Source organism: Novipirellula galeiformis (genome assembly GCF_007860095.1).
Classification (GTDB): Bacteria; Planctomycetota; Planctomycetia; order Pirellulales; family Pirellulaceae; genus Novipirellula; species Novipirellula galeiformis.
In genome coordinates, this window is sequence record NZ_SJPT01000009.1 from 142795 (window position 1) to 163683 (window position 20889).

General features: G+C 56.3%; 13 protein-coding genes. 8 read left to right on the plus strand and 5 right to left on the minus strand.

The genetic code is table 11. The annotated features are described in order from the left end of the window. Positions 1-2 precede the first annotated feature (2 nt). The 5 genes from Pla52o_RS21675 to Pla52o_RS21695 all read left to right on the plus strand — a co-directional run bounded on the left by Pla52o_RS21675 (position 3) and on the right by Pla52o_RS21695 (position 6855). Positions 3-1028 (plus strand): PhoH family protein, encoded by a 1026-nt coding sequence (locus Pla52o_RS21675; protein ID WP_146596727.1) that lies wholly within the window; start codon positions 3-5, stop codon positions 1026-1028. An 89-nt stretch (positions 1029-1117) separates the two neighbouring features. Next, positions 1118-3493 carry an HD family phosphohydrolase gene (locus Pla52o_RS21680; protein ID WP_146596728.1) on the plus strand — a complete coding sequence of 792 codons (2376 nt, stop codon included), beginning with the start codon at positions 1118-1120 and terminating at the stop codon, positions 3491-3493. Next, on the plus strand, positions 3462-4043 hold the full coding sequence (gene ybeY / locus Pla52o_RS21685; protein ID WP_231612542.1) for an rRNA maturation RNase YbeY: 582 nt from the start codon (positions 3462-3464) through the stop codon (positions 4041-4043). The genes Pla52o_RS21680 and ybeY overlap by 32 nt, the downstream gene beginning before the upstream one ends. Continuing rightward, positions 4040-5329 carry a hemolysin family protein gene (locus tag Pla52o_RS21690; protein WP_146596729.1) on the plus strand — a complete coding sequence of 430 codons (1290 nt, stop codon included), beginning with the start codon at positions 4040-4042 and terminating at the stop codon, positions 5327-5329. The genes ybeY and Pla52o_RS21690 overlap by 4 nt, the downstream gene beginning before the upstream one ends. Before the next feature lie 209 nt (positions 5330-5538). Then, positions 5539-6855: a citrate synthase gene (locus tag Pla52o_RS21695; RefSeq protein WP_146596730.1), complete on the plus strand. Its 1317-nt coding sequence runs from the start codon at positions 5539-5541 to the stop codon at positions 6853-6855. 745 nt (positions 6856-7600) lie between these two features. Here the strand turns inward: Pla52o_RS21695 and Pla52o_RS21700 are convergent. The 3 genes from Pla52o_RS21700 to Pla52o_RS21710 form a co-directional block, all read right to left on the minus strand. Beyond that, entirely contained in the window at positions 7601-9100 is a 1500-nt protein-coding gene (locus tag Pla52o_RS21700) for a DUF1501 domain-containing protein (RefSeq protein WP_231612543.1), read from the minus strand. A 6-nt stretch (positions 9101-9106) separates the two neighbouring features. After that, positions 9107-12025: a PSD1 and planctomycete cytochrome C domain-containing protein gene (locus Pla52o_RS21705; RefSeq protein ID WP_197169419.1), complete on the minus strand. Its 2919-nt coding sequence runs from the start codon at positions 12023-12025 to the stop codon at positions 9107-9109. A 445-nt stretch (positions 12026-12470) separates the two neighbouring features. Further along, on the minus strand, positions 12471-12857 hold the full coding sequence (locus Pla52o_RS21710; RefSeq protein WP_146596732.1) for a hypothetical protein: 387 nt from the start codon (positions 12855-12857) through the stop codon (positions 12471-12473). A gap of 82 nt (positions 12858-12939) precedes the next feature. Here Pla52o_RS21710 and Pla52o_RS21715 point away from each other — a divergent pair, with 82 nt between their 5' ends. The 3 genes from Pla52o_RS21715 (at position 12940) to Pla52o_RS21725 (ending at position 16791) form a co-directional block, all read left to right on the plus strand. Continuing rightward, entirely contained in the window at positions 12940-13128 is a 189-nt protein-coding gene (locus Pla52o_RS21715; protein WP_146596733.1) for a hypothetical protein, read from the plus strand. A gap of 381 nt (positions 13129-13509) precedes the next feature. After that, positions 13510-14541, plus strand: a complete 1032-nt coding sequence (locus Pla52o_RS21720; RefSeq protein WP_146596734.1) for a DUF1559 domain-containing protein — start codon at positions 13510-13512, stop codon at positions 14539-14541. 489 nt (positions 14542-15030) lie between these two features. After that, complete coding sequence (locus Pla52o_RS21725) at positions 15031-16791, plus strand: amidohydrolase (RefSeq protein ID WP_146596735.1); 1761 nt, start codon at positions 15031-15033, stop codon at positions 16789-16791. A gap of 82 nt (positions 16792-16873) precedes the next feature. Here Pla52o_RS21725 and Pla52o_RS21730 read toward each other — a convergent pair whose 3' ends face one another. Next, on the minus strand, positions 16874-18595 hold the full coding sequence (locus Pla52o_RS21730; RefSeq protein WP_146596736.1) for an FMN-binding protein: 1722 nt from the start codon (positions 18593-18595) through the stop codon (positions 16874-16876). Then, a complete protein-coding gene (locus tag Pla52o_RS21735) occupies positions 18595-20874 on the minus strand; it encodes an FAD-dependent oxidoreductase (RefSeq protein ID WP_231612544.1) in 2280 nt (759 codons plus the stop codon). The genes Pla52o_RS21730 and Pla52o_RS21735 overlap by 1 nt, the downstream gene beginning before the upstream one ends. Positions 20875-20889: the final 15 nt, after the last annotated feature.

Sequence of the window (20889 nt, forward strand, 5' to 3'; positions counted from 1 at the left end):
GAATGACCGAAGCAACGCTATCCATTGCGAACCCCGCCGAAATCCTGACCCTGTTTGGGCCACGCGATCAACATTTGCGTAAATTGCGTCGCGCGTTCGACGTCAGCATCACGTTGCGTGACGGCCGAATTCGGATCGCGGGGGAGGAAGAGAACGTCAATCGCGCGACGCGAACGCTAGAGAAAATGCGACATCTTTCTCGCAAAAAAGGGACCTTGGCGACCGAAGATGTCGATGCGGCCGCGATCGAAGAAGGCGCCACCATCGAAGGGGCGGTGCCGACGATCACGGGCGAAGAGATTGATATCCAGCATGCTGGAAGACGTGTCAAACCGCGAACGCCGGGACAAGCCCGCTATGTCGAGGCGATTCGCCGCTTTGACCTCGCGTTTGCCACCGGACCGGCGGGTTGTGGAAAAACCTATCTGGCCGTCGCCACGGCTGTCGAAGCACTGCGTGCCGGACAAGTGCGTAAAATTGTACTGGTTCGTCCCGCGGTCGAAGCGGGCGAAAGCTTGGGGTTCCTGCCGGGGGATTTAAGAGCCAAACTAAACCCTTACCTACGCCCGTTGATGGATGCCCTTGGTGAAATGATCGATTTCGATCAAGCTCGCACCTTGATGGAACAAGATGTCATCGAAATCATTCCACTAGCGTACATGCGTGGACGCACCCTCAACGACGCCTTTATCATTTTGGACGAAGCACAAAACACGACCGTCGCACAGATGAAAATGTTCCTAACGCGAATGGGCGAACGAAGCAAAATGGTGGTCAGCGGCGATATCTCACAACAAGACCTCCCGCGAGGGATCACCAGCGGATTGCGCGATGCCATCCACCGTTTGAGCGATATTGAAGGAATCGGAATCGTACGGCTACGCCGCTCTGATATCGTTCGTCACCGCTTGGTTCAAAAAATCGTCGAAGCCTATGACGATGATGAAAAACATCACGAGAGCGACATTCGCCATGATGAATCCCTTCACCCGCATCATCCTAGCGAGGACCCTAAGAACCCCGAGTAGCTTCAACGCAACGTCCTGCGGATGCGTCGCATCCACCGTACGGTGCGTCCGATGACATCCGCTTTCCCGCGGACTCGAGGTTTATCGCGATGAGTGGCACAACCAAACAACGAACTCGCCAAGAACGGATCGACTCCCTTGGCATCCCCAAGCCCCGGTTGATCCAGTGGTGGCAGCGCAGCGACAAAGCTGATTTTTCGATGCGCGTCGGGATGGCGATCCTAGCCGCCGTCTTGATGCTGGTTCTTTGCCATACATGGCGTCCTTCGTTTGCTTATCGCAAGAACGCAATCCCCGCTCGTGATTTAGTCACCCGGGTCACCTTCCAAGTCAAAGACGAACTAGAAACCGACGCAGTGCGTCGTCAGAAACGACGCGAAGAACCGGTGCTCTATCGAAATCGCACCAAGCCGCTGGATCAGTTACGGGCGGTGCTCAAGGACCAATTATTCTTGGCGCTCGGAGCCCAAGCGTTCGACCAAATGAACGAGGACGAGCGGATCGCCTTCGCGCAGTTCTACGAAGGTGACGAAACGGCGAAACCGGGCGACACATCGGCCGAGCGTTTCGCGACCCTTAAATCGGTCTTGGCCGAAGATCCCGAGCTGGTCAAAGTCGATGCTGCCGTCGGCACCGCAATGGAGCCGATGTACAAACTGGGGTTGCTCAAAGCATTGCAACACACCCCGGACCAGGGCAACCAGCGGATGATCATGGTGTATCCCGCCGGGCAACCCGGTGATGCCGTGCCGGTGGAAGTCAGCCAAGTGCGAATCGCACAAGCGAGCAGTAATTTACAGTCGTTGCTGCAAGAATACTTTCGCCCCAACTTTGGTACCGAGCGGGGCCAAGTCGTCGCGGGCATGATCAGCGAATGGATCGTCCAACGTTTGCCGCAATACGAAACGCTGCAATACGATGACGAACTGAGCGAGCAGGCGAGGTTGAAAGCGTCGCAAGAGGTCGATCCGGTGATGACGTCCTATTACGCCGGAGACTCGAAGTTAGCCGACGCTGGCAAACCACTGGGGATCAAGGAACTGGGTTTGCTGCGAGTGGAGTGGCGTGAATTCGTCAGCCGCATGGGATGGCGAGACAAACTTGCTCGGTTTGGCGCATTCTCAGGAATGATCGCTGCATTGTATTTGCTGTGCGGGGCTTACATCTTCTTCGTCGAAGATCGCAGGCTGCTACAAGACCGCACGAAGCTCGCCAAATTACTGGCGTTGATCGTCGCTACCGTCGCGTTTAGTTTTTATGCGTCACGCGATGAATGGCGAAGTGAGTTGATCCCGCTGGTATTGGCATCGATCATTTCCGCGGTCGTTTATGGACGCGAATTAGCGTTGTTGTTGATGGCGGCAGCGTGCCTGAGCGTGACCCTATTTCTCGGTGCGGACATCTCCGAATTGGTGATGATGTTAGCCGCGTGTACCAGTTGCACTCTGTTGCTGGGCCGAATCCGTAGCCGAACGCACTTGTTGTATGTCGGCGCGGTCTCGGCCGCGATTACCGCGGCCACCGTCATCGGCGTTGGCATTGTGACGTCACAGACGTTGTCTGCAGTCGATGTGACCGGAACGATTGTCGGCGAGGTCGAAGCGTTGTATCGCGGGCCGCAATTTGACGTGGTGCTTTGGGGGCTGGGACGTGAAGCATTGTGGGCGGGCTTCTGTATCCTCGTCTCCTCCGCAGCGATGACCGGCTTGTTGCCGTTCGTCGAAAAAGCCTTCCGAGTGCAAACCGACCTCAGCCTGTTGGAACTCGGCGACGCGAGTCACCCGCTGCTGCGTCGACTCGCTCAGCGCGCCCCGGGAACGTACAACCATAGCATCAACGTGGCATCGATTGCCGAATCGGCCGCCGATGCGATCGGCGCTAACGGATTGTTAGTCCGCGTGGGAGCTTACTTCCACGACATCGGCAAGATGTTCAAACCCGAGTACTTCATCGAGAACCAAAGTGCGGGGATCAACCAACATGATTCGCTGCAACCGGCAATGAGCACGCTAGTGATCATTGCTCACGTGAAGGATGGAGCCGACTTGGCGCGCAGCCACCATTTGCCCGAATCGATCATCGATTTCATCCTGCAACACCACGGCACGACGCTGGTCGAGTATTTTTATCGTGAAGCCGCCCGGCGTAGTGAAGAAGATCCCAACGGTGAATCGGTCAGCGACAAGGACTTTCGCTACCCTGGGCCCAAGCCGCAAACGCTCGAAGCGGCCGTCATGATGCTTGCCGATACGGTCGAAAGCGCTAGCCGCACGCTCGTCGACCCCACTCCCTCTCGAATCCAAGGCCTTGTTGATGCGATCGCTCAAAAGAAGATGTCCGATGGCCAATTCGATGAGTGCGGGCTAACGTTCCGCCAACTCGACCGCATTCGCACCAGTCTTGTCAAATCTTTAACCGCCATTTATCACGCACGTGTCAAATATCCTGGACAACAATCAGCCTAACGAGAGTGGCGAGCCCGCGGGCCCAACGCTCTCGATTGAAATCGTAACCGACGACCCTCTACCGGAACCGCAATGGCTCGGCCGCATTCGATCTGCGGTGACCCACGCGACCGCTAATCGTGGTTTTACACACGGAGAGATCGGTGTGCGTGTAACCGGCGATGCCGAGATTCGCCAAATCAACGCTCGTCATCTTGAACATGACTACGAAACCGATGTCATCAGTTTCGCTTACGCGGCCGAGTCGCCCTGGATCGAAGGCGAACTTGTCGTCAGCCTTGAAACGGCACAACGCATTGCCGAGCGCGTCGGTTGGTCCGCTGAGAATGAATTGCTGCTGTATGTCGTTCACGGCACCTTGCACATCACCGGCATGGATGACCTCGAAGACGAACAGCGACAAGAAATGAGAAACACAGAAGTGGAGGTCATGAAGTCGCTTGGCATCAACGATATCGTGCACTACGGCGCTGACACGATCGACGTGAACTCGTCGTCATCACCATCACTGCCGCCGGAGACATCACTGCCGCCGGAGACGCAGTCATGACCGAATCGGAAGCGTGGTGGTCGCTGGCAGCTTGCGGCTTCGTATTCAGCAGCATTGGGGGACTCGGCGGCGAGTTACTAGACCGATTCGCCGGACGACCGTTGGAAGCCTATTGCCGGCTGAACAAGAACCGAGAGCGTTTTGGTGCCGTCATCGATCACCAAGATGCTGCGATCCGCGGCAGCGAATACCTGCGAATGATTGGCACGGTGATCTTCCTGATTTCGGGAACCGCCGGGCTTTTTGTTGCCGAAACGCCCCCGCCTAGCCGCGACCTGCTGATTTGGTTTGGCGGCGCGGTGCTGTTGATCATGCTGATCCATTCCTGGGTTCCCGCTGCGGTCACGCGCTTTGCCTCCACCCAAGTGCTCTACCACACTTGGCCATTTTGGCGTGCGCTTTCGGTTCTAATGCATCCATTGTCGGCGCCCGGTGAACTCGTCGAAGTCATCACACGACGCTTAGCGGGCAAGCAGGAACACGAAGACGAAGACGAAGAACAACTCGAGGACGAGATTCGCACGATCGTCACCGCCGGTGAGCGTGAAGGCTACTTTGGGCCAGGCGTTCGAGAAATGATTCAGGGCGTGATGACGCTGCACGAGGATCCCGTCGGTCACATCATGACGCCGCGCAGCGATGTCGACGCGATAGAGGTGTCGTGGGACTGGGACCAGATTCTCAAGACGATCATCGAAGCCGGTCGCACTCGATTGCCGGTCTACAATGGAACGCTCGACAATGTGGTCGGCGTGCTGTATGTCAAAGATTTACTGCCGTTTCTCGAAACCAATCACCAACCCAATGAGCCGGTGACGGAGATCATGCGACGCCCTTGGTTCGTCCCGGTCGATCGCTCGGTCGAATTTCTGCTGCGTGAATTCCTGCATAGCCGAAGCCACATGGCGATTGTGCTCGACGAGTTCCAACAAACCGCTGGCGTTGTCACGATCGAAGACGCGTTGGAAGAAATCGTGGGTGAAATTGTCGATGAATCCGATGAAGACGAAGAAATCGGTTTAGAGGTCATCGACGACGATACCGTCGAAGTCGATGGTCGTTTGATGATCGACGACCTGAACGAATTGCTCGGTTGGGACCTCCCCGAAAGTGATGACTACGAAACGGTTGCCGGCTTCGTGCTCTCTCACATCGGCTCGATTCCGGAAACCGGAACGCGTTTGACGCTCGGCGACTCGGAAATCGAAATTCTGAAGGCGAGCAACCGAAAGATCGATTCCATGCGAATCCGTCGGCAAAACGTCACCGACCAAAAAGTGGGTTAAATTTCTCAATCCTTCGTTTACGCAAGCGGCGGAAGCCCTCCACCGGGACGCCCTTGCCAACGGAGGTTCCCCCGAGAACGGTCGCTCGTGTGGGTGTCTAGAGAATGCCCGAAGCTGAGCCGCCTGTGATTGTCGATCATGCCTTCCAGGGCTACACTATCGCGAGACTAAAAACATGCCCTAAGACCTTTCTGTACGCGGATTCGCTGATGAGCACCTCTCCCAAATTGGACACAAAACAAGCTGGAATCGCCAAGCTATCCTTCGATAACAGCGAACTCGACTGCCCCGTGGTTGAAGGATCCGAAGGGGAACGTGGAATCGATATCAGCCAACTTCGCGCCAAAACCGGCCTGATCACGCTCGATGACGGATTCGTCAACACGGGTAGCACGAAAAGTGCCATCACGTTTCTTGACGGCGAGAAGGGGATCCTTCGCTACCGCGGTTACCCGATCGAGCAACTCGCGAAACACTGTGATTTCGTGGAGACCGCGTTTCTGCTGATTTATGGCGAACTGCCCAACGCATCCCAAGCGGAAACGTTCCGTGCCGGAATCCGCGATCACACCATGATCCACGAGGACATGCGGTCGTTCTACAACGGCTTCCCACGCGATGCCCATCCGATGGCCATCCTCAGCAGTGTGGTCGGGGCACTGGCAACGTTCTACCAAGACTCGTTGAACCCAAATGATCCTTCGCAAGTTGAAATTTCGCTCTATCGACTGCTAGCCAAGCTGCCAACCATCGCTGCGTATAGCTATAAAAAGTCGATGGGTCAGCCGTTCATGTATCCGAACAATGATCTGAATTATTGCGAAAACTTTTTGCACATGATGTTTGCGACTCCGGCTCGCGAATACATGGTCGATCCCGATTTCGCCGAAGCCTTGAACCTGTTGTTCATTGTCCACGCCGACCACGAACAAAACTGCAGCACGTCAACGGTCCGCATGGTCGGCAGCAGCAACGCCAACCTGTTCGCATCGATCTCCGCTGGCATCGGTGCCCTGTGGGGACCGCTCCATGGCGGTGCCAACGAAGCCTGTGTCAACATGCTTGAAACGATCGCCAAAGATGGCGGAAACGTGCAAAAATATGTCGACATGGCCAAGGACAAAGAGAATGGCTTCCGCTTGATGGGATTCGGTCACCGGGTCTACAAGAACTTTGACCCACGGGCGAAAATCATTCGAGCAAGCTGTGATAAATTGCTCGCCAAACTACAACTGGATGACCCCTTGTTCGAGGTCGCCCAAAAGTTGGAAGAGGTTGCTCTGCAGGACGAGTACTTCATCGAGCGAAAACTGTATCCCAACGTCGACTTCTACTCCGGCGTGATCTATCGCGCATTGGGGATTCCGATCCAGATGTTTACGGTATTGTTCGCGATTGGACGCTTGCCTGGGTGGATTGCCCACTGGGAAGAGATGCACAACAATCCGTCGACTCGAATCAATCGACCTCGCCAAATCTACACCGGCGCCACCCAACGCGACTTTGTGCCGTTGGAACAACGCTAGTATCCGAGGCCTCGTTGAGGCCGGATCAAGTTGCGATTACAGCAGGTGCGAGAGACGCCCACACGCCCCCTCGTTTCTCGGCCCTGTGGGGTACAGAGGGCGGACTTGGTCGCAATCCTGCTTCGGGGCACATGCCGTTAGCAGCGGCAATTTCCAAAACTGCCGTTCGCCGGCCCCAGCGATTCACTGCGTCCCTCTGCCGTTCGTTGCCCCGTTGGGGCCTGTTCCAAGGCGAGGGAGCGAGCAGTTGATTCCCTCCCCAGACACGATACCGCCGAAGGCGTCAGCAGAGATTAGCCGGCCATCGAGCGATGGCAAACACCGTTGGCAACCGACCGCGACACCAATAGCGTCTTCGAAGGTGGACGCAGTGCCATCAACAACGATGCTGCGACATCCTTTGGGTTCGGCAAGCATCGCTTTGACGGATGACCGCAGATGACAACTGGGTTGGGCTGCTAATGCCCGCAATCCCTGCGGGATACGCCACCACAGGAGGAGGAGTGCATCGCCGGATCGGGGTGAGTGGAGGATCCGGGTGAGTGGAGGATCGGGGTGAGTGCAGAAGTGGCCAAGACGTTCCGCCCATCACAGTGCAGAACGAAATTCGTGGCGGCTTGTCGACCGAGTCAGCCGAGCGCTGCACGAGCTTTTTTATGCTGAGGTAGCGACGTCGCGAAACGGGGAACCACGTTCCGGCGAACGCAACGAAGGCTTGAATCCCACATCGTTTGTCAAATGGCTGCTAAGCCAAAAGCTCTTTGACGACCTGGCCGCCTTGGTTGTCCAGCAGCGACATGGAGCGATTGTTGACTTCAAAGCCAAAGCGTTCGGCGTCCAGCCCAAACAAGTGCAACAACGTTGCATGGTAATCGAAATGGTTAACCACCCCTTCGACCGCTTTGTGCCCCAGTTCATCGGTAGCACCATGCACGTAGCCCTGTTTAAACCCGCCGCCGGCAACCCACATACTAAATCCGTAGGTGTTGTGATCTCGACCAACACGTGCGGGTCCCGAGTCGTTTTCGATCACGGGCAACCGCCCCATCTCGCCTCCCCAATGAACGACTGTGGAATCGAGTAGCCCGCGTTGCCTGAGATCTTTGACCAGTGCTGCCGACGGGATGTCGACCTTTTTACACGCTGAGGGTAGCCCGCTTTGGATACGGTTGTGATGATCCCAGCGTTGATTCTCGGTAAACACTTGAGCAAAGCGGACGCCCCGTTCGATCAATCTCCGAGCGATCAAGCATCGCGCCCCAAAATCTTTGGTTGCGGGATCCTCGAGTCCGTACATTTTCAGTGTGGCCTTCGACTCGCGGCTAAAATCGACAGCTTCTTTTGCTGCTAATTGCATGTTTGCGGCTAGTTCATAACTAGCGATACGAGCCTGTAGATCGTGAAATCCAGCCCGTTGTTCAAGGTGTTGGCGATTCAGCGTTTCCAGAAAACTAAGAGCCTCCTGTTGCGCCACACCGCTCAGATGTGCAGGCGCGTCGAGATTTAAGATCCGCGGCTCTTGTGGCCGGACAACCGTCCCCTGATAAAGCGAGGGAAGAAAACCGTTTGACCAATTCTCCACGCCCATCACAGGCAACTGACCGGGATCAATCAGGGCAACGTAGGCTGGCAACTCATCGGTCTCACATCCCAAACCGTACGTCAACCAGCTTCCTACGGTAGGACGGCCCCCCAAATTGCGCCCATTTTGCAGCGCTCGGATCGATTGACCATGATTATTAACGCCCGTATGCATCGAGCGGATCAACGTAATCTCATCGACGACTTCGGCTAGCCCCGGAAGCAGTTCTGAGATTTCCATCCCACAATGCCCATGCTTTTTGAACTTCCACGGGGATGCCATCAGCTTGGAGCTTGCCTCTGCGGCGTTATCGTATTTGATATCCCCTTCGTAGTTCTTACCATCCATCTTGTCGAGAACAGGCTTGGGATCAAACAAATCCAAATGACTCGGGCCTCCTTGCATAAACAAGGAAATCATTGCCTTGGCGGTCGGCTGGAAATGCGGCTCCTTCGGCTTCACGTCATACGCTTTGGGCTCCGCCTCGGGGCGCACAAACGGATCCTTGACGGGCGTCTGCGCGCTCAGCTCTTCGTTTCGCAGCAACGTCGCCAGCGCGAACCCAGCGAGGCTCATCGCTCCGGACGCCATAAAGTGCCGCCGCGCCGAGAGGGAAGCGGCACGTTGCATTGCTTGTTTCGTATTAGGTTCTTGATGGTTCATAGCAACTTAGTCAACGTACAGGAAACGATTTGAACTCAAGAGCGTTTGACAAAAATTAGCCAGCGCCAACAACCGTGGCGTTTGAGCCTTGTCCGCTTTGGCAAGGTTCTGTGCTTCGGCTGAATCGGCCAAGGTCTTCGTTTGACGGTCAATGAAAGCGATTGCAGAATCAATTTGTGCTTCGCTAGGAGTTTGACAGAGGGCAAGTTCCCAGGCCCGCTTGACCTGCGACCTAGGGTCCTCCCCCGCCTCTTTGGTGACCCGCTTGGCAAAATCAGTGGACCGCGCTATCAGAAACTCACTATTCATGAGCAGCAACGACTGAGGGGCAACGGTCGACGACGAACGGCTTTCACAGTTGGGCGTCATCAGCGGGGCATCAAAGGTATCGAGCACCCCCAGCGGACGACTGCGGCGGACTTGGACATAGACGGAACGGCGAAAATCCTCACCCTTCATATCGATCACCGGACCAGGACGCCCGGCACTAAGATTTTCGATGCCAATCACAATTTGTCCCACTCGGTCTTGCATCACCGGCACCGGAGGGCCAAATCGTTTCGGATTCAACTGTCCACTGATTGCTAAGACGCTGTCACGAAGCGTTTCGGCTTCCAACCGGCGGAGTGACATTCCGCTCAACAGGCGGTTATCCGGGTCAACATCCTTGGCGGGAATCTTCCGCAGGGATTGACGATATGCCGACGAAGTCATGATCTGCTTATGGAAGCGTTTTACGCTCCAACCGTTGGCCATGAAATCGCTCGCCAGCCAATCCAGCAACTCGGGGTGCGACGGTCGATCACCCAACGCTCCAAAATCGCTTGGCGTGGTGACCAGTCCCTTGCCAAAGTGATGCATCCAGAATCGGTTGACCAACACTCGGGCGACAAGCGGATGTTGACCGCTTGTCAGGTACTCCGCGTAGGCCAGTCGTCGTCCGGTCGTAGGCAACCGTTCGTCATTCACAGGGATCTCCACCGCGTTTCCCGCGGCGGGAATGCTTAGCACGGCGGGCTGAACTTGCTGCTGTGGGCTTTGATGATCGCCGCGAGCAAACAGAAAGGTATCCGGCACGGTGCCCGGAACCTCGGTCAACGCCCGCACGAATTCTTCTTTCGGCTTCTTGGCTCGAACCTCTGCCGCCCGCTTTCGGATCGCTGCCAATTGAGGAGCACGCTCCTGGGTTTGATCCATTTCCTGCTTCAACGTTGCCAATTCGGCTGCCGCCGCTTCATCAAACTTGGCGAGATTGCTTTCGCTGACGACCACATCTTGATGCTTAGCAAGTAGCGTTTTCTGAGCATCCGTTCTCTTGCCCGCGGCAACTTTCAGCGCCTCGGCGATCGGTTTGGCATCCTCGCCGAGCGGCGCGAGTGCTTTCGTTTGCGCCGCGGCAACGAACTCCTTCACTTTGGCGTCGTAGGTTTTTCGTAAACCCGCTAGTTTGCCGCGAATATCACGATCGTAAAGGTAGAGTGACGAGGTCGAAATTTTAAGGATTTTCGGGTACTTCTTCAGATGCGACTTATGCTCCTCGGTCCGCTTGTTAGCCGGAGTTTGGTAGGCAACGCGGAGCGCATCGTGCAGTTCCTCGGGAACGTGCTGGACCAATTGGTCCTCCAATGTCTCGGCGATCAATTCAGTTGCTCGCTGATTGTGCTCCGCATCAATTTTCTTGGCCTCGGCCTCAATTTCAGCCGCGGCTTTGCGATCGGCATCGGTGTACAGCGACACCAAGCGGGCTTTGGGGTTCCGCCATTTTTTCCAGTCATAGGCGGGTTCGAATATCGCTCGAACCTGAAAGTACTCCGCATGGGGAATCGGATCGTAGCGATGGTTGTGGCACTGGGCACAACTGAGCGTCAACCCTAGCAGCGAGCTGCCGACGACATGAAGTGCATCGGCCATGACTTGGTTTTGAGCGAGTGGTTGCTCGGCTGCGGGAACGTTCCCCGTGCCATCGGGAACCATCCGCAAAAAGCCGGTGGCAATGAGTTTTGCCGCCTCGTCGGTGGTCAGATTTTTCTTGGGAAAACCGATGATCTCGTCTCCCGCAATCTGTTCGCGGATGAACTGATCAAACGGCATATCATCGTTAAAGGCACGGATCACATAATCGCGGTAGTGATACGCATTGGTGCGAACGACATCATCATTGGTGTAGCCTTCCGAGTCCGCATAGCCAACGACGTCCAACCAATGCCGCCCCCAACGCTCGCCATATTCGGGCGAATCCAACAATCGGTCAATCAAGTTCTCGACCGCCTGTGGATCCTCATCGGCAACAAACTGTTGAACCGCTTCGGGAGTCGGTGGCAAGCCGGTCAAGTCGATCGTCGCTCGACGAATGAAGGTCTGGCGATCGGCGTCCGCTGAAAAGTGCAGCTGCTTCTCTTCCAAGCGGCGAAGTAGAAACGCATCGACAGGATTGCGTACCTGATCCTGATTTTTCACGACGGGAACCGCCGGTGTTTGGATCGGCTTAAACGACCAAAACTCTCGCTCTTCCGGAGGAACGTAAACCCCATCGGGAATCGAATCGGGTTCGGGACGCAAGGTCTTCGCACCCGAGATCACCCATTGGCGAAGGATTTCAATCTCCTCCGGCTTGAGCTTCACGTCTCCCGGAGGCATGTCCTCCGACAAAGTACGATCCAACAGCGGGCTTTCATCAGGGCTGCCTTCGACCACCGCAGGACCGCTATCGCCACCGACCAAGATGAATCGCCGCAGACGAAGATCGAGCCCTCCTTCGGCCTCGCTCCCTTCGCCATGACATTCCAGACAATGGGCCTTCAGAATGGGGCGTACGTCGTGTTCAAACGAAACCTCAGCCGAGGCCGGTTGAGTTATCGATTCACCAAAGGCGGGTGCAGTCGCTACGAATAGCAGCGTCGTCGCTACGAAAGGGTGGCATCGCATCACGAACTCCTGTCGCATGTCGTGATCTCGGGTGGGTGGGTTAGCGGCATTAAACCGCTGGCGGGAGGCTGCAGTATAGCAGAAAAAACGGCAATTCCGAAGTCCAACGCTCTGGTTACGCGAAATACCCCAGCGTTCGGGCTGCTCTGTACCGAAGTCTGAGCTTCCCGAACGCGCGGCTGCGAGGGGTCGATTTGGGAACGTATGGGGAAAAACGGGACCGTGACAACGCGGTAAACGGCCCCCCTAGCACAACTCGCCTGAGATTGAAGCAACCGCCAAACTCACGTCCCCGAACGTGTTCTCAGCCCGATTTTCGCCTCCAAACGTCTCCCACCTCGGCATGCGACAGTGGACCACAGCCCTTGGGCTTGGAGACGCTTTACGCGCCATCCACGCGTGACTAGGATGACGCGTGTGAGGAGCGGGCCTGTCTTTTGGTTCGTCATTTTAGCGTCTGGCCATTATTGTTTTCTTCATTCCCAACACGCTTGCGTGGATCGTTTCGTTGGAAACGCTTTTTCAGCATCATTTTGCTGATCGTGATTTCGTGCAGTGTCGTGGGTATCCCCGTCACCGCTCCGAGCTCGCCCACGCTAGGACGTTTCCCTTGCGAACATTCGGCTTGCGGTTGTTCGACGGCTGAATATTGCTGGGACAGATGTTGCTGCAATTCCGACGCGGAAAAACTGCTGTGGGCGGCGCAGAACGACGTTCCACCTCCAGCGTTTCTGGTCGACCGCGTGGCCGCCAAGACGCAAACCTCTGTCCGCACCGCCAACCGGGGGGCGATCTCCGTGCCGCCAAAGAAAACGTGTTGCGGCTCCAACAAGCATTCCTCCTGTGCCACGGACGATTCACCGACCGCGAAAACAGGCGGGGAACGAGCAAACGCCCGTCAGTCGACCGTACGGATGGTTCACTTTGAAGACGCGGCCAAATGTCGTGGCATCGACATGTTTTGGTCGCTGCTCGCAAGCGTGGTGGTCGATTGGGAAACGACAACGATCCAACCATTCGCCCCCCCTCTGTTGTACTATCTGTGCATCGACAATGACCGAGCCATCTCGGTCTTCTCCGCTCCTGATCCGCCGGTGCCATAGCTCCGCGATGCGGAAACATTCGTAATCCGGTCTGCGCCCGCAGATGGCGACCCAAGCAGATAGCGACTCCAGCGTCCGCTACTGCTACGGCTGCGTTGATCCCCATCGTTCGATACCGATCGAGCGTGGTCTTCGCCGCGGCAACCGACGTCAATGCCAACTCTCCAACGCTGGTCTCGCGCGTTCGTGACCATCGTCCCATGAGAGCGGATTTTCCATTAGCTCGTTTCTACGTCCGAGTCGTCGGCGTGATTCGCGTCGCTGCGCTGCATGCGTTCATGCCTAACAACATGCGCGTCCCCAGCCGAAGCGGGCCTTGTTGCCAACGTGGCACCCACGCCCCATTTTTGAATAACACAACCAATCTAGCTTTCTCCCAACATGACGAATATCAAAACCGCGTTCTCCCCAACCGTCTGCCGCATGTGGAATCAACGGCAGCGGCCCGCAAAGGCTTTCACCCTTGTCGAACTACTGGTCGTAATCGCGATCATCGGAGTCCTGGTTGGACTGCTGTTGCCAGCCGTTCAAGCGGCCCGCGAAGCGGCCCGGCGGATGCAGTGTTCCAACAACTTGAAACAACTGACTCTGGCGCTGCACAACTACGAATCGGCTCATCGCGTCTTCCCGCCGGGCAGCCTTGGATACCCCTTTGTTTGGTCACCGCAATCGCAATTGCTGCCGTTTGTCGAACAAGCGAGCCTACAGGACCTATTGATCTATGAAGTGCCGCCATTGACCGCCTTTGGCAGCGGCTTCAACGCGACCCAGGTGGCGCAAAACGATTCCGCCGCCCAACAAGCGTTGCCATTCATTACCTGTCCCAGCGACCGAGAGGTTGTCGCCGGTTCGGTCTATGGAGGGATCAGCTATCCTGGCTCGAGCGGCTCAGGAATTAACGCTCCCGGGAACGCCGCGGACGACGGGTCGGTGGCCAATGCCGACGGGCTGTTCTTCACGAATTCGCGGATCGGATTCCGGGACGTGATCGATGGCACCAGCCATACGGTGGCGTTTGGCGAGCAATTGTTGGGCGATGGCCAAAACGTAGCGTCCCCCAATGCCGACTACCGTCACCGCGTCGTCGAATTGTCGATGGCCACGCAGACGACGCCTACGGCTTGCGACCCCGCAACGGCTCCCGCTTGGTCGGGGCAACGTGGGGCCAAATGGGTCAACGGCCACATGGCCGATTCGATGTTCAATCACTACTACACCCCCAACGCCAACGTTCCCGATTGCCACAACGGCTATCACAATTTCGCATTAGTCAGCGCCCGTAGCGCCCATGCGGGCGGCGTACAAACTTCAATGGTCGATGGCAGCGTGCGGTTTGTCAGCGACTCCGTCTCGCTGAACCTATGGCGGGCTGCAGCGACTCGCGCCGGAAGCGAGGTGAGCCAAGAGATGTAACCCATTGTCTCGCGGCTTTCCACAACACGACTCCGCTGCGTCAGACCGTAATGGATGGCGCAGCGGTTGTTGCCGTTTACCGCCCGAGTGCCCTGAGGTCATGCTCGGATAGGCATTGAGTGTGGTGCGAGCCCCTCCCTTTCCCGGCATCCCCATTCTGTTTTGCAATGTCAATCCAATCCCGATATCCGTTCCGCTAAATTGCAGCCCATGGAACTCCGGCAAGCGGAGCCATCGAGACCGCGCCGGAAACATTCCCGATCCCTAAGATGACTGAATTCAATTCTGTCCCTGGGTTTGGTTCTTTGCGACAAACGCACTCGTGTTTGAGATAGAATCAGAACGCCATGGTGCCTTCGCCATGATGCAGCCCCAAGGCCCGCAGGCGTGATTTTCACCCCAACGCTGTTCCGCGGGGACTTCACTGCTGCGACAGGATCCGCCCCTGGTCCGCTGCATTCCTACCGAACTTTAATCAAGAGCGTCCTGATGTTGGTAAAGCGACCTTTCTTACTTGGTGCGTGGTTGACATGCGTTTTCTCGGCCCCGGCGACCGCGGCGCCTCCTGATTTGGTCGTCCATGGAGGGAAGATTATCACCGTCGATGAAGACTTCACCGTTGCCGAGGCGTTTGCCGTGGAAGGTGAACAAATCGTGGCCGTGGGGAGCAATGAAGCGATGATTGCCCTCGCGGGTCCGAAGACTCGTCGCATCGATCTGGCCGGCAAGACCGTCCTTCCTGGACTGATCGATTCGCATGTGCATCCGACCGGGGCATCCATGTATGAGTTCGATCACCCGGTGCCTGAGATGGAGTCGATCGCCGAAGTGCTCGACTACATTGGATCTCGTGCCGAGAAATTGGAGCCCGGCAATTGGATCACCGTCAGCCAAGTCTTCATCACTCGTTTGCGGGATCAACGGTTTCCAACTCGCGATGAACTGGACCGCGTTGCGCCTCACCATCCCGTCTTTTTCCGCACGGGTCCCGACGGAGCGGTGAATTCGTTGGCGTTGGAGATCAGCGGCATCGACGAAGACTTTGAAATCTCCGACGACGGACCGGGCTACCTCGAGCGTGACCCGAAAACCGGTCGATTAACAGGCATCCTGCGAAGTTGCACCCGATTGATCAAATCGCGATTGACCAGCCGGAATGCGACGCCACTCGACCGCCGAGAACAACTCCGGGCACTGCTATCCGATTACAACTCGGTGGGCATTACGAGTATCGCAGACCGTAACGCCAGCAAGTCGGCGGTCGATCTCTACCAACAACTCAAAGACGAGCAGACCCTCACCTGCCGAGTTTATTGTTACTACGGCATCAACGCGCAGTTGCCGATCGAAGAAGTGGAGAAAAACATTAAGCAGGTGACCTCCCACCCGGCGCATGCGTACGACAACATGCTCTGGGTGCGTGGCGTCAAAGTCTTTCTAGACGGCGGCATGCTCACCGGCAGCGCCTACATGCGAAAGCCATGGGGCGTTAGCGAGATCTATTCGATCAACGATCCTGAATACCGGGGACTGCTGTACATCCCCCACGCTCGACTGCTGCGGATGGCGCGAACGGCACTGGAGAATGGATTGCAGTTCACCGCCCATTCGGTCGGCGACGGGGCCGTCCACGCGCTACTCGAAGTCTATGAGGAAATCAACAAAGAGTTTCCCGTCCGCGAGACGAGGCCTTGTATCACCCACTGTAATTTCATGAGCCCCGAAGCAATCAAGCTAATGCGAACGCTAGGAGTCGTCGCCGATTTGCAGCCCGCGTGGCTGTGGTTGGATGGCAAGACGTTGACCAAACAATTTGGCAACGATCGGCTAAGCTATTTCCAGCCTTATCGAAGCTTGCTCGATGGAGGAGTGATCGCCGGAGGCGGGTCGGATCATATGCAGAAAATTGGCAGCTTGCGATCGGTGAACCCTTACAATCCGTTTCTCGGAATGTGGATCATGTTAGCGCGAACGCCGCGAGGAGAGACCGCTCCGTTGCATCCCGAGCAAAAGATCACCCGCGCCGAGGCCATTCGGATGTACACGGCTCATAACGCCTATCTCACCTTTGAAGAGCAGACGAAAGGCTCTTTGGAAGTGGGTAAGCTTGCCGATTTCATCGTGCTGGGCAAAGACATCCTAGAATGTCCCGTGGATGAAATCAAAGACATTCAAGTCGAGCAAACCTGGGTAGGCGGTCGAAATGTGTACCAGATGCAATCGAGACCGCTGCAAGAACGTGGAAAGTGATTGAGCTCCGCGTTCGCGGCGGCGGAGCGTTGCTGAACGCCACCGGTCTGCGGAACAACCGACACGAGGCCCTAAACCGGTCTCAATTGACCGTGCGGATCCACAGCAAAAACGCCAGCCCGAGATAGCCGAGGGCCACCCAATCACGGAGGGTCCAGCGGTCGCTACGTGCGTTAAAACGCAAGTATTCAAGTAACTTTCCGGTCGGGCATCCGAATCGGCAATAAGCCATCGGCACAAATAGCGACGCGACCATCCCGACGACCGCGACCGCGATTGTGGCCCAGCCGGCGATGCGAAATACGTAGGCGTCAAACGGCTCGATGTCGACCAAGCTGAATGGCAACGCCATCATCGTTACCAACAAACACCACAGCAACAACAGACCAGGAATCAGCATCAGAATCTTGGAAAGCGAATGCCCAAGTTTGACTTGATAACGGATCCGCCCTTTGATCAATTGCTGCACCGCCCCATGCGGACACAGGTGCGAACAGTAAATATTCCGTTTACTAAATAGCGGGCACGCAAACGCTGCGATCACCAGCATCGTTAGTCCCGGTGCCATCTTCAGCGGCACCCCATGCTTGGCCCAACCGGCAATCATCGCTTGCGATACCAAGTTACCGGCAATCAAACCTAGGTACACAATCAACGTCAACTGAAACGCAATCCGAATTCGCTTGCTGGCTCGCAGCGATGTGGCCCCGATCACGATGGCCGCAAGGATCACGATCATCGTGCCGATATCATGCACAGAAACTTGCAGCCCCGAACGGCGTTTCGGTCGCGACGCTTCCCTTTGTAAATCTTCGAGATGTTTTTTTGCGACTTCGACCACTCCGTCGGACACCGCCATGCTAGTCATCGTCGCTCCCGAGACACCTTCGACTCGCATCTCGAAAAGATCGGCCTCGCCGAGTTCCTTCAGTTTCATCTCGGCAAACGTCGAGCGAAAATACGAATCCTCGCGAACATAGCCGACGTAGGGCTCGTTGTCGTACGACTTCCCGATCGCGATTCCGACAACGGCTCCGTCGCGGTCAAAACCGATTAAAGTCTCCGTCGGCCCTTGATAGCCGACGATGTTGTCCGCCGCCGGTGAACTACGCAACACTTGCCCGATCCGATCGCCGCCGGCATCGACCGACCAAAGCGCCCCGTGCACCGCATCGGGCTCGAGACGATCCGCATCGGGAAACAGCACGCTGATGTCGTCCAATGAGAGCGGCGCGGGAAAACGCAGCGACCCCACCTCGCCACCCAAGCGGTGAATCATCGATTCTTGAATCGCCAAGCTCGTCAGCGTCGCGCCGGAAACCGCATCCACAACGGCGTGGCCGCCGATCTCGTCTCTTAATTTTCCATCGAGCGAGGACATGAATCGCTCATTTCGCTGGACTTCCAACAAATGGTCTCGCGTATCTTCGCTGGAAAGGATCGAGATCCCAACGACATGATCCTGGTGATCGAATCCGATCAAAACATTGGTCGGTCCGGAAAAGCCAATGATGTGATCGCTCTCCGGAGAGGTCTGGACGACGTATCCGAGTGATTGGCCGTCCGCACCTCGAACCTCCATCCGCCCATCGTCACTCGCAACGCCCTCAAGCGACGTCGCAGCGGGAAACAACGCAGCGACCTGGTCGATCGAGAGATCCGCGATCGCAGTCACGCGGGTCGAGGAGCTCGCGTATTGAAGATGAATCAGTGCGATGATCGAAACAAACACCGCCAAGCGTGCGAGGTGCACGACGAGGCGACGAATTTGCCATCGATCCGCATGGACGGGATCCAGCGTCATTACTTGCCAGAAACCACACGAATCGCGTCCGCGTGAACATTCCCACTACCGTCAGCCGAAAGCGTCACGGCGCAATCTTCACCGAGTTTCAGATCAAACGTACCAAGCGAAAGAAACAAGTCGTCGACGGGAGGTGCCGTTTGCATGTTGACGATTTTGGTAACCACATCGTCGCCCGTTTTGACTTCCACGCTCACCTTATCGCTACGGTTTTCATGAGCCTGGTAGGCAATCATGATCTGATGTTGGCCTGGGGCCGGTGCAGCAAACTCGAACCGAATCGTGGCACCTTTTTTGCCACCGTAGAGGTAGTGTGAGCCGACGAATTTTGGCAACCCCGTCCCCTCAGTCCAACCGCCCGTCTTTTTCGCCTTGGTATCATCGATCACCAAACCACTGATTTTGGCCGGATCAATTCCCGCTCGGCTAGGCTTTTTACGAGGGGGGAATCCGGTCGGCGGTGCCAATGGCAACGCGTCATCGGGCACCACGATCTCGGAGTTGACGGTATCGCGACGAGCTTTGCCGGGCTGATTGAGCAACTCAGCCATCTCCGACCAATACTTGCCATACACTTCGCGTGGCGTACAGTCGTGACGAACACAAATACTCGCCGCCTTGCCGACGACCTCGCCCATCATCCCGCACGTTCGCATCACACGCACGGTGCCCAAGGCCTGATGCGTCACACTGATGCAACGGCCTGCCATAAACAGATTCGAGATATTTCGCGAATAGAAGGTTCGATAGGGAACCGGATAACCGTAGTTGCGATCGATACGTCGATCATGGACGGCGATTGAGATGAATGGGTTGTCGGGAAACTTTTCAGCATACTGTTCTTTCGGATAGTGCAGATCGATCGACCAAGTACTCGGCACACAACCGTCGGGATAAGCCACTTTGTTGACCACATCGTCCTGCGTCAACACGATATCCCCCATCAAACGACGCGATTCACGCGGGCCGCCGATATAAGCGACCCAGGTCAGGTAGGCGTTCTTGTGCTTGTCGGCACCGTCACCGTTTTTCATCGCATTGAACGCTCCATAGACCGCTCGCAAATTCCAGTCACGGATCGCTTCGGCATGGTTGATTGGATCTTTATCAAACCCGCTCTCCCAAAACCATTGGCCATGATGGTCACGTGGATAGGGAAAATCGTCCATGTTCAGCGGTAGCGCCCATGGTGTTTCAGGGAATTCCGTTGGGCGATCCGCTTCGTCCCAAGCCCACATGTTGCTCATGCCCATGCGGCCCTCAGGCGTCATTTCACTATCCGCACCGGCGAGATGCCCGATCGTGGCATGGCCGGTGCAATCGGCAAACAGCGTTCCCGAAAAACGGATTTGATCGCCGGTGCGAGTGTCAAACGCCATCACACTTTCGATTTGGTTGTCTTTGGTATCGACCTTGTACGCGTGATGGTTCAAGAACAAATCGATCTTGGGCTCGGCACGCACGATCGCTTCTTTTTTGGCATCCTCGAACTCTTCGTAGGTGCCCGGTGACTTGGTAGCGTTATCGGAAAACTCGGTAACGATTTCACCGACGCGAGGATAATTTCCTCGGCGAACGTGCCCCATCGCCCAAACGCGAATTTCGCTCGATCCGTTTCCGCCCAACACGCCACGGTTCTGCACCAATGCCACTTTGCATCCCATCCGCGCTGCGGAAATCGCGGTCCCCATTCCCGCGTAACCGCCGCCGATGACCACGATGTCATAGCCACTTTTTTCCGTCGGCTTGTCCCCCAAACCGAGTTGCTTGCGACGCCATGGCCCCAACACGATCGATTCGTTTGGAGGTTCCTCACCCGACTTGGTGAAATAAATCGCGTCACAGCGTCCGTCGAAACCAGTTAGATCTTTCAACGCCACGGTGGCCTTGGTGTCGCTGATTTCAACCGTCCCTCCGGCCTCCCAAAACCAATCGGCGTTTTGGGTTCCGAAGGTGTGGTCGAGCGTCTCGCCGTCCACGGCGATTTGGAATTTCCCAGGGGCTCCGGGGGCTTCCCAGCGAGCGACCCAATCCTTGGTGCGTGCAAACACGTGGTACGTTCCCGTGCTCGGGAACTCGACAGTAGCCGTCGCATCCTCAACCGGCTTTCCGAGCCCGTGGGCGATCAAATAAGGCGACCCCATCGTCATGATCGATTGGGTGTCGAGTTTCCAGCCGCCGGGCTGCTCAAAACTCTCTGCTTCAACGAAGAGCGAGTCTGCCGCAAACGCAGGCTGCAACAATAGCGAAATCAGAACGAGGGTCGATGTTTTGATCATTCTTTGCATCAACGT

Excerpts from the sequence above, each read along its gene's own strand:
- Pla52o_RS21675 (WP_146596727.1), top strand. The coding sequence starts at position 3 with ATGACCGAAGCAACGCTATCCATTGCGAACCCCGCCGAAATCCTGACC.
- Pla52o_RS21680 (WP_146596728.1), top strand. The coding sequence starts at position 1,118 with ATGAGTGGCACAACCAAACAACGAACTCGCCAAGAACGGATCGACTCC.
- Pla52o_RS21690 (WP_146596729.1), top strand. The coding sequence starts at position 4,040 with ATGACCGAATCGGAAGCGTGGTGGTCGCTGGCAGCTTGCGGCTTCGTA.
- Pla52o_RS21695 (WP_146596730.1), top strand. The coding sequence starts at position 5,539 with ATGAGCACCTCTCCCAAATTGGACACAAAACAAGCTGGAATCGCCAAG.
- Pla52o_RS21700 (WP_231612543.1), bottom strand. The coding sequence starts at position 9,100 with ATGAACCATCAAGAACCTAATACGAAACAAGCAATGCAACGTGCCGCT.
- Pla52o_RS21705 (WP_197169419.1), bottom strand. The coding sequence starts at position 12,025 with ATGCGATGCCACCCTTTCGTAGCGACGACGCTGCTATTCGTAGCGACT.
- Pla52o_RS21715 (WP_146596733.1), top strand. The coding sequence starts at position 12,940 with ATGGTTCACTTTGAAGACGCGGCCAAATGTCGTGGCATCGACATGTTT.
- Pla52o_RS21720 (WP_146596734.1), top strand. The coding sequence starts at position 13,510 with ATGACGAATATCAAAACCGCGTTCTCCCCAACCGTCTGCCGCATGTGG.
- Pla52o_RS21725 (WP_146596735.1), top strand. The coding sequence starts at position 15,031 with ATGTTGGTAAAGCGACCTTTCTTACTTGGTGCGTGGTTGACATGCGTT.
- Pla52o_RS21730 (WP_146596736.1), bottom strand. The coding sequence starts at position 18,595 with ATGACGCTGGATCCCGTCCATGCGGATCGATGGCAAATTCGTCGCCTC.
- Pla52o_RS21735 (WP_231612544.1), bottom strand. The coding sequence starts at position 20,874 with ATGATCAAAACATCGACCCTCGTTCTGATTTCGCTATTGTTGCAGCCT.